General features: G+C 69.0%; 12 protein-coding genes and 1 riboswitch. Of the genes, 4 read left to right on the top strand and 8 right to left on the bottom strand.

Annotated features, from left to right (window positions below; all coding sequences use genetic code 11):
* Window positions 1-1,543 (bottom strand): MCP four helix bundle domain-containing protein (locus CSC68_RS05500; protein WP_162202523.1); only part of this gene is annotated, 1,543 nt, incomplete at its 3' end.
* Window positions 1,544-1,897: 354 nt separating this feature from the next.
* Here CSC68_RS05500 and CSC68_RS05495 point away from each other — a divergent pair.
* Window positions 1,898-2,095: an oxidoreductase-like domain-containing protein gene (locus CSC68_RS05495; RefSeq protein ID WP_162202522.1), complete on the top strand. Its 198-nt coding sequence runs from the start codon at window positions 1,898-1,900 to the stop codon at window positions 2,093-2,095.
* Here CSC68_RS05495 and CSC68_RS05490 read toward each other — a convergent pair.
* The 5 genes from CSC68_RS05490 to CSC68_RS05470 all read right to left on the bottom strand — a co-directional run bounded on the left by CSC68_RS05490 (window position 2,092) and on the right by CSC68_RS05470 (window position 7,181).
* Window positions 2,092-2,511 carry an acyl-CoA thioesterase gene (locus CSC68_RS05490; protein WP_162202521.1) on the bottom strand — a complete coding sequence of 140 codons (420 nt, stop codon included), beginning with the start codon at window positions 2,509-2,511 and terminating at the stop codon, window positions 2,092-2,094. The genes CSC68_RS05495 and CSC68_RS05490 overlap by 4 nt on opposite strands.
* 81 nt (window positions 2,512-2,592) lie before the next feature.
* Entirely contained in the window at window positions 2,593-2,919 is a 327-nt protein-coding gene (locus CSC68_RS05485; protein ID WP_162202520.1) for a thioredoxin family protein, read from the bottom strand.
* Window positions 2,891-3,367 carry a flavodoxin gene (locus tag CSC68_RS05480; RefSeq protein WP_162202519.1) on the bottom strand — a complete coding sequence of 159 codons (477 nt, stop codon included), beginning with the start codon at window positions 3,365-3,367 and terminating at the stop codon, window positions 2,891-2,893. The genes CSC68_RS05485 and CSC68_RS05480 overlap by 29 nt, the downstream gene beginning before the upstream one ends.
* Before the next feature lie 147 nt (window positions 3,368-3,514).
* Entirely contained in the window at window positions 3,515-4,579 is a 1,065-nt protein-coding gene (locus CSC68_RS05475; protein ID WP_162202518.1) for a ribonucleotide-diphosphate reductase subunit beta, read from the bottom strand.
* A gap of 160 nt (window positions 4,580-4,739) precedes the next feature.
* Window positions 4,740-7,181 carry a ribonucleoside-diphosphate reductase subunit alpha gene (locus CSC68_RS05470; RefSeq protein WP_162202517.1) on the bottom strand — a complete coding sequence of 814 codons (2,442 nt, stop codon included), beginning with the start codon at window positions 7,179-7,181 and terminating at the stop codon, window positions 4,740-4,742.
* A gap of 177 nt (window positions 7,182-7,358) precedes the next feature.
* A riboswitch (cobalamin riboswitch) is annotated at window positions 7,359-7,572 on the bottom strand.
* A 157-nt stretch (window positions 7,573-7,729) separates the two neighbouring features.
* Between CSC68_RS05470 and CSC68_RS05465 the strand changes: the two genes are divergently transcribed.
* Window positions 7,730-8,350, top strand: coding sequence for a DUF998 domain-containing protein (locus CSC68_RS05465; RefSeq protein WP_246193453.1), 621 nt, complete (start codon window positions 7,730-7,732; stop codon window positions 8,348-8,350).
* Window positions 8,351-8,353: 3 nt separating this feature from the next.
* Here CSC68_RS05465 and zapE read toward each other — a convergent pair whose 3' ends face one another.
* Both zapE and CSC68_RS05455 read right to left on the bottom strand, forming a co-directional pair.
* A complete protein-coding gene (zapE, locus tag CSC68_RS05460) occupies window positions 8,354-9,490 on the bottom strand; it encodes a cell division protein ZapE (RefSeq protein ID WP_162202516.1) in 1,137 nt (378 codons plus the stop codon).
* Window positions 9,487-10,152, bottom strand: coding sequence for an alpha/beta hydrolase (locus CSC68_RS05455; RefSeq protein WP_162202515.1), 666 nt, complete (start codon window positions 10,150-10,152; stop codon window positions 9,487-9,489). Before CSC68_RS05455 ends, zapE begins: the two co-directional genes overlap by 4 nt.
* Before the next feature lie 91 nt (window positions 10,153-10,243).
* On the opposite strand from CSC68_RS05455, the gene CSC68_RS05450 reads away from it, so the two are divergent.
* Both CSC68_RS05450 and queF read left to right on the top strand, forming a co-directional pair.
* Window positions 10,244-11,104 (top strand): EamA family transporter, encoded by an 861-nt coding sequence (locus tag CSC68_RS05450; RefSeq protein WP_162202514.1) that lies wholly within the window; start codon window positions 10,244-10,246, stop codon window positions 11,102-11,104.
* Between the two features lie 48 nt (window positions 11,105-11,152).
* Window positions 11,153-11,971: an NADPH-dependent 7-cyano-7-deazaguanine reductase QueF gene (gene queF / locus CSC68_RS05445; RefSeq protein WP_162202513.1), complete on the top strand. Its 819-nt coding sequence runs from the start codon at window positions 11,153-11,155 to the stop codon at window positions 11,969-11,971.
* The last annotated feature ends 265 nt before the right edge of the window (window positions 11,972-12,236 follow it).

Genomic DNA, 12,236 nt, shown 5'->3' with positions numbered 1-12,236 from the left:
CGTCGGCCGCGCCGATGGCCAGCTGGTTGGCCTGGCGGGCGTGCTCGGCGTTCTGCTTGACGGTGGAGGTCAGCTCCTCCATCGAGGCGGCGGTCTCCTCCAGGTTGGCGGCCTGCTGCTCGGTGCGACGGGCCAGGTCGGCGTTGCCCTGGGAGATCTCGGCGGCGGCGGTGTTGATGCTGCCGGAAGCCTCCTGGATGCGGCCGACGATGCCGGTCAGGTTCTGCACGGTGGTGTTGGCGGCATCGCGCATCTGTGCGAACACGCCCTCGTACTCGCCATCCATGCGGACGGTCAGGTCGCCGTCGGCCACCGCCTGCAGCACCTGGGCCAGCGACTGCAGGCTGGTATCGGAGGTGTGCATCAGGCGGTTGAGGTTGGCGACCATGTCGCGGAAGCCGAACTCGAAGCGTTCCTCGTCGCCGCGCTGGCTGAAGTCGCCATGCACGGCGGCGGTGCTGAGGTTGCCGATCTCCTCGCTGAGCGCCAGCAGGTTGGCCTTCACCCCGTCCATCGCCTCCATCAGCACGGCCTTCTCGCCCGGCACGCGCGGGAAGTCGTCGTGCAGGTCGCCGCGGGCATAGGCACCGGCCAGGCGCCCGGCCGTGAGCGCGGCCTGGATGTGCTCGTTGACGACCGCGTTCACGACCTCCATCAGGCTGCTGTAGTCGCCCTGGACCACGCTGGGATCCAGGCGCGCGGAGATCGCGCCGAGGTCGTGCTGGCGGCCCATCTCCTTCGTCGCTTCGATCACGGTCTGGACCGACTCGCGGGTGGCCTGCACGGCGCGCAGGACGTCACCGACTTCGTCGGCACCGCCGACCAGGCGGGCGCCATCCATCCTGCCTGCAGCCAGGTCGCGGGCGGCCGCGGCGGCCAGGCCCAGCGGGCCGGTCAGGCTGCGGGTGAACACCACCGCCAGAAACACCCCGAAGACGATTGCGATGCCCAGGACCGCGAACAGCGTGGTGCGCGCGCGGCTGGTGGCCACCACGGCCTCGTCGTGCGCCGCCTTCATCTGGCGGGCTTCGCGCTCGACATAGGCGTTGACCGCCTCGCGCCAGGTCTTCAGGCCGGCGCCTGCCTCGCCGTTGAGATAGGTGGTGGCCTCGGCGATGTTGCCTTCCAGCGCCAGTTCGGCGACATGGTCGTTCAGCGGCGCCGCGTCCACGCGGGCCTTGTTGATGGCCGCCAGGAGACGCTTGCCTTCCTCGCGCGCCGGCATCGCTTCCAGCTTCTGGTAAGTGGCGACGAAGTTCGCGCGCGTTTCCTGGATCCGCTGCTGCGCAGCCAGGCGCTCCTCCTCGCTCTCGGCCAGGATCATGGCCTGCATGTTGATGTTGAGCAGGTTGGCGCTGTCGTACAGCGTGTTCGCCAGCGCGGTCTTGGTAACCCGTTCGACGGCGATGGTTTCCAGGTGCTTTTCCAGCGTGGACAGCGAGGTCGCCGAAACCACGGCGATCGCGGCCATCAGCAGGAGCAGGAAGCCGAAGCCGGCGAACATGCGCTTGCCGACGGTGAAGCGTTGGAGGAACTCGTTCATGACTGCCTCGGGGGAGGGTTGTTGTGGCCAGGAGACGGCAAGGCCGCCGGGGCGCCTGTTCGGGGGGAGCCCGGACCGCGGGGCGGTTCGGAGTGCCCATCTATCGGCGCACTTGTGGCGGCCATTGAACGAGGCCCATGAAGATCATCAATACGTTCGATCGCCCTGGCGCATTGGTAGCGTTCCCTGGATGCCGGGAAACACGCATGCGGCACTGATCCGGTGCCGGCAGGCACGGGACTGTCGATTGGGTCACGCTATCGCCGGGCCAAATCTGAATAACCGGATCGCGCCAGCGACACGGTGGGATCGCGCCGCTGCCGTCATGGGCAGGCGATGGGCTACGCTTGCGCGATGTTCCCAGACCCTGTTCCTCCGGCGGACGACGATCCGGCGCCGCAGCCCCCCGAGAAGCCGCTGCCGTCCGAATGCTGCGAGAGCGGCTGCCCGATCTGCGTCTACGACCTGTACGCCGAAGCCCTGGACGAATACCGCCAGGCGCTGGCCGCATGGCAGCAGCGCCATCCCGGGGTGGATCCCGGCACGCTCTAGCCGCCAGCGGCAGCGTCGGCGGGCAGCTTCGGAACCGGCGTCGGCCGCCCCAGCGGATCCAGGGCGATCATCACGAATTGCCCGCGCGTGCAGAGTTTCCGCTCGCCGGTCAGCAGGTTCTCGGTGATCACCTCGACTTCCACGTTCATCGAGCTGCGCCCGACCTTGACCAGGCGCGCGATGACCTCGACCAGGTCGCCCTTGTGGATGGGCTGGTTGAAGTCCACCTGTTCCGAACGCGCTGTCACCACCGTGGTGCGTGCATAGCGCGAGGCCACGATGAACGAGGCCATGTCCATCCATGCCAGCGCCTGGCCGCCGAAGAGCGTGCCCAGGTGGTTGGTGTGGTCCGGGAAGACCATGTTCATCAGCCGCGCCTCGGTAGGGCGCGGTTCGGCGACGACGGCTTCGGACATCGCGGCTTTCTCCCTGGTGGCCTTGCGCCGATCATCGCCGATCCTGCGGCGCGCGCGCGTGGAGGTGGCGCCAACGGGGCGCTACAGGTGCGCGGCCACGGCCTCGGCCAGCTGCGCCGGGGAGCGGAAGCCGGGCAGCCGGACGGCCTCCCGCCCTTCGTGGAACAACGCGAGGGTCGGGGTCTGGCGCAGGCCGAGGCCACGGAAGAAGGCCTCGCCCACGTCCTCCAGCTTCACCTTCAGCAACACCAGGCCCTGCGCCCCGGGCTCGGCGGCGAACCTGCGCAGCGACAGGTCCAGCATGCTGCAACCCGGGCAGTCCTCCTTCCAGTAGTCCACCAGCAGGCGTGGATGGGCCGCCAGTGCGGCGGCATGGTCCTCAGGCGAGGCGGCGTGCAGGATCTGCATGTGCGTTGCTTCCGGTCGTGGCCAGCACCTGGTCGGTCCAGCGCCTGATCGCCAGCGCATCGCGCTGCCCATGCGGCATCTGCTCGATCTCCAGGCGCGGGAAGGATGAATCGAAGAAGCGGGCGATGCGCCGCACCGCGCCGCAGTAGTACTGCTCGCCCCACTGGGTCTCGCCGGTGCCGAACACGGCCACGTTGGCCGGCCTGCCCACGGCCTCGACCAGGTCGGCGATGAACTGCTTCATCTCCGCCGGCGTGCGCCCGCCGTTGTCGGTCCAGCTGCCCAGCAGGTAGAGGTCATGGCGCGGATCGCCCGCATCGGCCAGCGCGTGCAATCCCGCCTCCAGCCAGGTCACGGCGTGGCCCTGCCCCTCGCAGTGCCCACGCACCTGCCGCGCAAGATCGCGGGTGTTTCCGCTGAGGGATGCGTAGGCGATCAGGACGCGCATTTGAGAACCGTGATTCGTAATTCGGGATTGGTGATTCGATAAAAGCAGGGCGTGGGCGGAGACAACGGGGGTCATGGCTGCATTTCCTGGCTCCTGGCTCTTGGCCTTTACCAATCCCGAATCACGAATCCCGAATCACGGCTCCATTCACAGCTCATCGAAACCGTTGTCCGCATTGGTCTTCTTGTACGAGGCGTTACGCATCTCGAAGAAGTCGGTCTTGGTCTCGGTGAAGTTGTCGGCGTAGGCGCGGATCCAGGGCATGACGTTGTCGGTGGTCTCCGTGTACAGCGACTCGATGCCCAGCATCCCGGCCATCTTGTTGGCGCGGTACTTCACGTAGCGGATCATCTCGTCCACGTCGATGCCGTCGATGCCGTCCAGGACTTCGCCGGTCCACTGCGTCTCCAGCTCGATCGCGTGGCGGAATGCGACGTGCACGTAGTCGGCCAGCTCGTCGGTCTGCAGTTCCGGGTTCTCGCCGACTATGGCGCGGATCACCTCGCTGATGAACTTGGTGTGCGCCAGCTCGTCGCGGTTGATGAAGCTGATGATCTTGCCGGTGCCCGCCATCCGGTTCTGCCGCACCAGGTTGTAGAAGTAGGCGAAGCCGGAATAGAAGTTGATGCCTTCCAGGATCGAGGACTGGATCAGGGCACGCAGCAGGGTCTCCGCCGTCTTCTCGCGCATGAAGTCCTCGTACGCGGCCATGATCGGTGCGTTGCGGCGCAGGATGGTCGGGTGGGTGCGCGCGATCTCGAACACCCGGTTCTGGTTGGCCAGGTCGGTGATCGAGGCCAGCACGTAGCTGTAGCTCTCGTTGTGGATCACCTCCTGCTGGCCGATGATCGCCGCGTTCGCATGCGCCGCCGGATCGGTGATGTACTCGGCCACGTTGTAGATGAAGCGGGTCTGCGGCGAGTCCAGGGTGGCCAGCAGGCCGATGATCGAGTCGAAGGCGTTCTTCTCGCGCGCCGACAGCTCGCCGTACTGGCGCGCATCGCCCTTCATGTCGACCTCGTCCGGGATCCAGAAGTTGGTCGAGAGCTCCTTGTAGGCGCGGTAGAACGACGGATAGGGAATGTCGTTCCAGTTGAGGATGCCCGAGGTAGTCCCGTTGATGATCCCGGTCGAACGGTTGGGATGGCGCGGCTCGAGGATGCGGATGCGGTCCAGCCGGGTAGCGGTACGCGGTGCGGCAACAGTATTCATGGTCGTTTTCTCTCTGCTGGTTGCCGACCGCAACCAGGGTTCTGGAGGAAAGCCCCCCTGAGTCAGGGGGCGCGCCGAAGGCGCGGGGGTATGGAGGCTGATGAGCGGGGCCCACGGTTCGCAGCGCGAACCGTGGAACCTGACTAGCGCGAACGCGCAGTCAGCTACTGCACCATTCGCACTCGGCCACGTCGATATCGTTCGAGCGCACGTAGTACGTCGTCTTCAGCCCCTGCCGCCAAGCCTCCAGGTGCAGCTCCAGCAGCACCGAAGCGCGGATCGATGAAGGCACGTAGAGGTTGAAGCTGATCGCCTGGTCCACGTGGCGTTGGCGGCGCGCGTTCTGCCGCACCGAGGCGAACTGGTCCACCTTCCACGCGCCCTTCTCGTAGTAGGGCCAGGTTTCCAGAGACAGGCCGGGGGCGGCCACCGGGCGGCGGTAGTCCTTCTTTTCCTCGTAGTAGAACGCCGAGTAGACCGGGTCGATCGAGGCGCTGGATCCGGCGATCTGTGCGGTGGACATGTTCGGCGCGACCGCCAGCAGCCAGCCGTTGCGCAGGCCGTTGACCGCCACCTGCGCGGCCATGTCCAGCCACTCGGGCGAGTTGTAGCCGCGCTCGCGGAAGTAGGCGCCGGTGTGCCAGTCGCTGCCAGGGAAGGCCGGGTAGGTGCCCTTTTCCTTTGCCAGCTCCATGCTGGCCTGGATCGCCAGGCGGTTGATCCGCTCGTACAGCGCGTCGCTGTAGTCCTCGGCCTCCTTCGAATCCCAGTGGATGCCCTTGAGTGCAAGCAGGTGGTGCCAGCCGAAGGTGCCCAGGCCGATCGCGCGGTACCTGCGGTTGGTGATGGTCGCCTGCGGCACCGGCAGCTGGTTGAGGTCGATGACGTTGTCGAGCATGCGCACCTGGATCGGTACCAGGCGCTCGAGCACGTCGCTGATCAGGTCGCCCTGGCCCTCGGCCTGGACCACCGCGCGGCCCAGGTTGATCGAGGACAGGTTGCAGACCACGAAGTCGCCAGCCTGCCTGGTGGTCACGATCTGGTTGCCGGAGATGACCTCCTGGATCATCCGGGTCGGACTCTGGTTCTGCAGGATCTCGGTGCACAGGTTGGACGAATACACCGTGCCGCAGTGCTTGTTCGGGTTCTTCCGGTTGACCTCGTCGCGGTAGAACATGAACGGGTTGCCGGTCTCCAGCTGCGAGACCATGATCCGCTTGAACAGGTCGATCGCCTTGACCGTCCTGCGGCCGATGCGCTCGTCCTCGACCAGCTCCTGGTACCTGCTGCGGAAGCTGCCCTCGCCGCGCTTTTCGTCGTAAAAGTCCTGCAGGTACCAGCCCTTGGCCTGCTTCACCTCGTGCGGGTCGAACAGGTACCAGTCGCCGCGCCGCTCCACCGCCTCCATGAACAGGTCCGGGATGCACACCGCGGTGAACACGTCGTGCGCGCGCAGGCGCTGGTCGCCGTTGTTGAGGCGCAGGTCGAGGAAGGCCTCGATGTCGCGGTGCCAGATGTCCAGGTACACCGCCACCGCGCCCTTGCGCTGGCCCAGCTGGTCCACCGAGACGGCGGTGTTGTTGAGCTGCTTGATCCACGGCACCACGCCGCCGGAGGAGTTGGGCACGCCCCGGATCGGCGCGCCGGCGGCGCGCACGTAGCCCAGGTACGCCCCCACGCCTCCGCCGCCCTTGGACACGCGGGCGATGTCGGTATTGGAGTCGTAGATGCCCTGCAGGCTGTCGTCGACCGTGTCGATGAAGCAGCTGGACAGCTGGCCGCCGACCTTGCCCGCGTTCTGCAGGGTCGGCGTGGCCACGGTCATGTACAGGTTGGACAGCGCCCAGTACGCCTCGCCCACCAGCTGCATGCGCCGCTGGCGTGGCTTCTCGTCCTGCATCAGGTACAGGGCGATGGTCAGCCAGCGCTCCTGCGGCAGCTCGTAGACGTTGTGCGCCGCGTCGGTGGCCAGGTAGCGCGTGGCCAGCAGGTACAGGCCGTTGTAGGCGAACAGGCGGTCGCGCTCGGGTTCGATCATGCGCCCGGCCTCCTGCAGTTCCTCCTTGGAGTAGGCGCGCAGGATGTCGTTGGAGTAGATGCCGCGGTCGGCCAGGCTCTCCTGCAGGCCGACGTAGGAGCCGTACTTCTGCCCGGCGTCGTAGAAGCGGTTGCGGCTGGCGCGCTTGTACAGCCGGCGCAGGTACAGTCGCGCGGCGAACCGCTCCCACTCCGGTGCGGTGAGATCCACCCGCGCCTCGGCCTCGCGGATCAGGTGGTCGACCAGGTCGTCGGCCGACAGCGCCGGCTTGCGCGCGACGAAGCCGAGCACGGCGCGCTTGTAGTCGCCGATGTCCAGCTGGGGAAACTCGGCTGCGACCGCATCGATGCTGCGCTCCAGGCGCGCCGGATCGAACGCCAGGCGGCGGTTGCCGGCTTCCTTGGTGATCCAGGTGGTGGCCTCCGCCGAGGGCGCCGGCGCCGATCCGGCGGCGGCAGGCGGCAGCGGCACGTGGTCGTCGCCGGCGATGGCGTCCGTCGGGCGTGGTGCGGCCATGGCGGAAGCCGCCGGGATGACCGGCGAGGAAGTGTCCTGGGACGTCATTGCGCATCCTCTGGTTGCGTGATGCACGCCGGGTCCCTCCCTCGGGGGACGCGGATCCGGTGCGCAGCGGAGGATGCGGAGGCAGCGTCGCAACGGCCGCGACGCAGCGCGGCTGCGGCGACCGATGCTTCGCCAGCCATCCCCCCTCCGGGGACCTGCGGCCGGCACCGCGCGGTGTGCTTCGCGCGGCTGTCGGCAGGTCTTCGGACTTCCGGACTGGAGGCTTCCCCTCGCCTACTTCCGCCGCTTCCCAGGCCTGGGCCCAGTGCGTGTTTGCGGGTTCGTTTCCGGTTACCGCTGCGGGGCAGTGCCGGATTCGCCTTGCGGCCCACCGGACTTCCCTTTTAATCCGGCAACCATGGCTGCCGGAACCGACGCCCACAAGATAATGTGGTTCCATCATCACGGTCAACCACATCTTGTGTAAGGTGTGGGCGAGCGCACGCCACGGCGATGTCACGAGTCGGCAGGACGCCCCCTCGCCAGCGGCGACCGGTATGGCGGTGGAGGCCCGGCCACGCCGCCCGGCTTCTGCGAAACTGCCGCGCATGCAGATGCATGTCCCAGCGCGCACGTCCAGATCGGGCCTGCTGGCGCTGGCCGCCGTGTTCCATTTCCTGCTCGCCGCGGTCGCGGTCCAGTTCCTGCGCCCGGAGTACGACCCGTGGCAGGCCCCGCTGAGCCTGTACCTGAGTGGTGACTGGGGCATGTGGCTGCGTACCGCGTACTACGGGCTGGCGCTTGGCGTCGCCGTGCTGGCACTGCACCTGTATCGCGGCCTGCTGCCGCCGGCGCGCTACACGCTGGTGCCAGTGCTGCTGGTCGCGGGTGCGGCAGCGCTGGCGGCCACCGCCACCTGGCCGGGCCCGGCGCCCGGGTACCCGGTGGACGAGCTCGGCGTGCTGGTCCATCGCATTTCGGCCATGGCCGCCTTCCTGCTGGTGGGCAGCGGCATGCTGCTGCAGTCGGCCGTCCTGCACCGCGACCCGCGCTGGCGCGGGGTGGCGCCGCTGGCGCTGGTGCTGGCCGTGCTGGCCTTCGCCGGGCTGTGGGCGCACGCGTTGTGGCGGGAACTGCCGCGCGGGGCTTCGCAGAAAGCGGTGGTCGCGCTGTACCTGGCGTGGCTGGGACTGTGCGCCTGGCGCCAGCACGCGACCGCGCGGCGCTGAGGCTCAGGCGCGGTGCGGCGTGCCGAGGTACTCGGCGCTCTGCATCTCGATCAGGCGCGAGGCGGTGCGCTCGAACGCGCCCTGCAGGCGCTGGCCCTCGTACAGCCCGGTCGGCTGCGCATCGGCGGTGCACACCAGGTTGACCTGGCGGTCGTACAGCTCGTCGACCAGGTTCACGAAGCGGCGCGCCGCGTCCTCGTTCAATGCATCCATGCGCGGGATCCCGCCCAGCAGCACGGTGTTGAACTCGCGCGCGATCTCGATGTAGTCGGTGGTGCCGCGCGGGCCTTCACACAGGGCGGCGAAGTCGAACCAGGCGATGCTCTTGCCGCGGCCGCGCACCGGGATCTTGCGCGCATCGATCTCGATGTTGCACGCGTGGGCCGCGTCGCCACCGCTCAGCTCGCGCCAGCGCTCGGCCAGCCAGGCGTCGGAGCCTTCGTCCAGCGGCGCGCGGTATACCGGGGAACGGGTCAGCGCGCGCAGGCGGTAGTCCTCCTGGCCATCGGAGCGCAGGACGGTGCAGTGCCGCTGCAGCAGGTCGATCGCCGGCAGGAAGCTGGCGCGCTGCAGGCCGTCGCGGTACAGGTTCTCCGGCGCGGTGTTGGAGGTGGTCACCAGGGTCACGCCCTCGGCGAACATCCGCTCCAGCAGGCGCGCCAGCAGCATCGCGTCGCCGATGTCGGTGACGAAGAACTCGTCCAGCACCAGCACCTTGAGCGAGCCGCGCCAGCGCCGGGCGATGCGCGCCAGCGGATCTGCCTCGCCGGCGTAGTCGCGCAGGCGTTCGTGCACGCTGCGCATGAAACGGTGGAAGTGGGTGCGGTACTTGCCGTTGCTGACCTGCGGCTTGCCGACGCCCGGCGAATACACCGGCAGCGGCAGCGATTCGTAGAACAGGTCGACCACGAAGGTCTTGCCGCGGCCGACCTCGCCCCAGTAGTACAGCCCCTTCGCCGGCTCCGGCGGCCTCGACAGCAAGCGCGAGAGCAGGCCGCCACTGGCCGGCGCCAGCACGGCCTGGTGGATGCGGTCCAGCTCGCGCAGCGCCGGATGCTGGGCGGCGTCGTCGCGCCAGCGTCCGGCCGCGGCGCCCTCGGCGTAGACCTGCGAGGGGGTGCGCACGTCGGTCGCGGTCATGCCTGCGGCAGCCAGCCCTTGACCTCGTGCTGGATCGCACCACGCAGGTCGATCAGCTTGCGGTGGAAGAAGTGGCTGGTCTCGGGCATGCGCACCAGCTGCGGCTTGCGCTCCAGCGAATCGATCCAGTCGTACACCGCCTGCGGATCGACGATCTCGTCCTGGTCGCCCTGCACCACCAGCCACGGTACCTCCGGCACCTCGATGCCGGAGAATTCCCAGCCGCGGCCGGCCGCGGGGGGCGCGATCGAGACCAGCGCGTCGGGCTGCAGCTCCGCGGCGCTGGACAGGGTCACGAAGGAGCCGAAGCTGAAACCGGCCAGCCACAGCGCATGGCCCGGATGCGTGGCACGCACCCACTCGACCACCGCGCGCAGGTCCTCGCGCTCGCCGACGCCGTGGTCGAACTCGCCCTCGGAGTCGCCGGTGCCGCGGAAGTTGAAGCGCACCGTGGTCGCGCCCAGCTCGCGCAGCGCGCGCGCCACCATGGTCACCACCTTGTTGTGCATGGTCCCGCCCTCGGTGGGCAGTGGGTGGCAGACCACCGCCACCAGCGGACGGGCATCCGCGGGCTCGGGGAGGTCGACGGCCACCTCGAGCGCGCCGGCCGGCCCGGGCAGCAGCAGGGTGGTCGATTCGTTCGGGAAGGCGATCGCGGTCATGCGCACATGATACAGACCGCCCGCAACGGCCCGGTGGCCGCGGCCGGGTGCGCTCGGCGACAATGGCGCTCCCCCGCCGCCCCGCCCCCACATGCATTTCCTCCTGCTCAGCGTCGCCTGCAGCGTCCTGGTCTCGGTGCTGCTGAAGCTGGCGCCCCGGCGTGGCCTGGACGTGGGCCAGATGGTCACCTGGAACTACCTGGCCGCGGCGCTGCTGGCCGCGTGGCTGTTGCGGCCGCCGGCGGCCTCGCTGCAGCAGCCCGGGGCACCCTGGGTGGCGCTGCTGGTGCTGGCCGCGGTGCTGCCCACCCTGTTCATGGTGCTGGCCGCGGCGGTGCGCCAGGCCGGCATCGTGCGCACGGACGTGGCCCAGCGGATGTCGCTGCTGCTGTCGCTGGCCGCGGCCTTCCTGTTCTTCGGCGAGCGTGCCGACGCCCTGAAGCTGGCCGGCCTGGGCCTGGGCCTGCTGGCGGTGGCCGGCATCCTGGCGCGGCCGGCGGGTGCGGCAGCCGGGCGCCGCGGCTGGATGCTGCTGCTGGCGGTCTGGGCCGGCTTCGCCCTGGTCGACGTGATGCTCAAGCGCCTGGCCATGGCCGGCACCCCGACCTCGGCGGCGCTGCTGGTGGCCTTCGTGCTCGCGTTCTTCGGCATGTCCGGCTGGCAACTGTGGCGGATGCTAGGCGAAGGCATGCGCCCGGGCCTGCGCCACGCACTCGCGGGCTTCGGCCTTGGCCTGTTGAACTTCGGCAACATCGTGTTCTACGTGCGCGCGCACCAGTCCCTGCCGGACAGCCCGGCCACGGTGTTCGCGACCATGAACATCGGCGTGGTGGTGCTCGGCACCCTGGTGGGCGTGCTGGCCTTCGGCGAACGCACGTCGAAGCTCAACCGCGCCGCCATCGTCCTGGCGATCGTCGCCATCGCCCTGATCGCCTTCTCGTCCTCGCGCTGAGCCGCGCCGGACAAGCGCCGTGCAGGCGCCGTTCCCTAGAATGTCCCGATGAATACCCCGCACGATTCCAGCCTCGGCCGCGAGGTCGCCTACCCGACCCGCTACGACCCGACGCTGCTGTTCCCGATCCCGCGCGCCGGCGCCCGCGCCGAGCTGGGCCTGGCGCCCGGCAGCGCCCTGCCGTTCTCCGGCCACGATCGCTGGCACGCCTACGAGCTGGGCTGGCTGGACGGGCGCGGACGGCCGCAGGCGGCCACCGCGACGGTACTGGTGCCGGCCGATTCGCCGTGCCTGGTCGAGTCCAAGTCGTTCAAGCTCTACCTCAACTCGCTCAACGCGGCGCGTTTCGACCACGCCGACGCGTTGCGCGCGTGCATCGCCGGGGACCTCTCGCGCGCGGCCGGCGCTGGAGTGGAGGTCCGCTTCGGGCTGCCGCCGATGGCGGCCGGGCAGGAAGGCACGTCCATCGACGCGGAGGACGTGGACATCGACCACTACGGCCCGCCGCAGGCGGACGTGCTGCGCGCGGACACGGGGGACGTTGTCGAGGAATACCTGCACTCGGGCATGCTCAAGTCCAACTGCCCGGTCACCGGACAGCCCGACTGGGGCAGCGTGCACCTGCGCTACCGCGGCCCACGCATCGACCGGGGGTCGCTGCTGCGCTACATCGCCGGTTACCGCGAGCACGCCGGTTTCCACGAGCAGTGCGTGGAGCAGATCTTCCTGGACGTGCTGGCGCGCTGCCGCCCGCAGTGGCTTTCGGTGGAGGCGCGCTACACGCGCCGCGGCGGCCTGGACATCAATCCGTGGCGGGCCACTCCCGGCCAGCCGGCCCCGGCGCCGGCCCGCGACCTGCGCCAGTAGGCCGCCCACGACGTCCAAATGCGCGCTTCACGGCGCGAAGATGGAACGTTAACAGCCGATGTGACAACGTTCGGGCCGTAGTCTCGGCCGGCCTGCGCTTCGCCGCGCAAGCCTGGCCAACCGGCCCGGCCGGGCTTCTCAGGTCGGCCCTGGCACGGACCGGTGTTTTGTTTATTACCTGTCTCTCTCTCCCGGCAGGGTGAGCAATCCTTGGGCGCGCCCTCCCGCGCCCATCTTTTTTTGTCCGCCCGGTTGATTCGCCTGG

Origin of the sequence: Pseudoxanthomonas suwonensis (assembly GCF_010093235.1) — a bacterium.
GTDB lineage: Bacteria > Pseudomonadota > Gammaproteobacteria > Xanthomonadales > Xanthomonadaceae > Pseudoxanthomonas > Pseudoxanthomonas suwonensis.
This window is presented reverse-complemented; position numbering and strand designations above follow the sequence as displayed.

Excerpts from the sequence above, each read along its gene's own strand:
- CSC68_RS05495 (WP_162202522.1), top strand. The coding sequence starts at position 1,898 with ATGTTCCCAGACCCTGTTCCTCCGGCGGACGACGATCCGGCGCCGCAG.
- CSC68_RS05470 (WP_162202517.1), bottom strand. The coding sequence starts at position 7,181 with ATGACGTCCCAGGACACTTCCTCGCCGGTCATCCCGGCGGCTTCCGCC.
- CSC68_RS05450 (WP_162202514.1), top strand. The coding sequence starts at position 10,244 with ATGCATTTCCTCCTGCTCAGCGTCGCCTGCAGCGTCCTGGTCTCGGTG.
- CSC68_RS05490 (WP_162202521.1), bottom strand. The coding sequence starts at position 2,511 with ATGTCCGAAGCCGTCGTCGCCGAACCGCGCCCTACCGAGGCGCGGCTG.
- CSC68_RS05480 (WP_162202519.1), bottom strand. The coding sequence starts at position 3,367 with ATGCGCGTCCTGATCGCCTACGCATCCCTCAGCGGAAACACCCGCGAT.
- queF (WP_162202513.1), top strand. The coding sequence starts at position 11,153 with ATGAATACCCCGCACGATTCCAGCCTCGGCCGCGAGGTCGCCTACCCG.
- zapE (WP_162202516.1), bottom strand. The coding sequence starts at position 9,490 with ATGACCGCGACCGACGTGCGCACCCCCTCGCAGGTCTACGCCGAGGGC.
- CSC68_RS05485 (WP_162202520.1), bottom strand. The coding sequence starts at position 2,919 with ATGCAGATCCTGCACGCCGCCTCGCCTGAGGACCATGCCGCCGCACTG.
- CSC68_RS05465 (WP_246193453.1), top strand. The coding sequence starts at position 7,730 with ATGCAGATGCATGTCCCAGCGCGCACGTCCAGATCGGGCCTGCTGGCG.
- CSC68_RS05475 (WP_162202518.1), bottom strand. The coding sequence starts at position 4,579 with ATGAATACTGTTGCCGCACCGCGTACCGCTACCCGGCTGGACCGCATC.
- CSC68_RS05455 (WP_162202515.1), bottom strand. The coding sequence starts at position 10,152 with ATGACCGCGATCGCCTTCCCGAACGAATCGACCACCCTGCTGCTGCCC.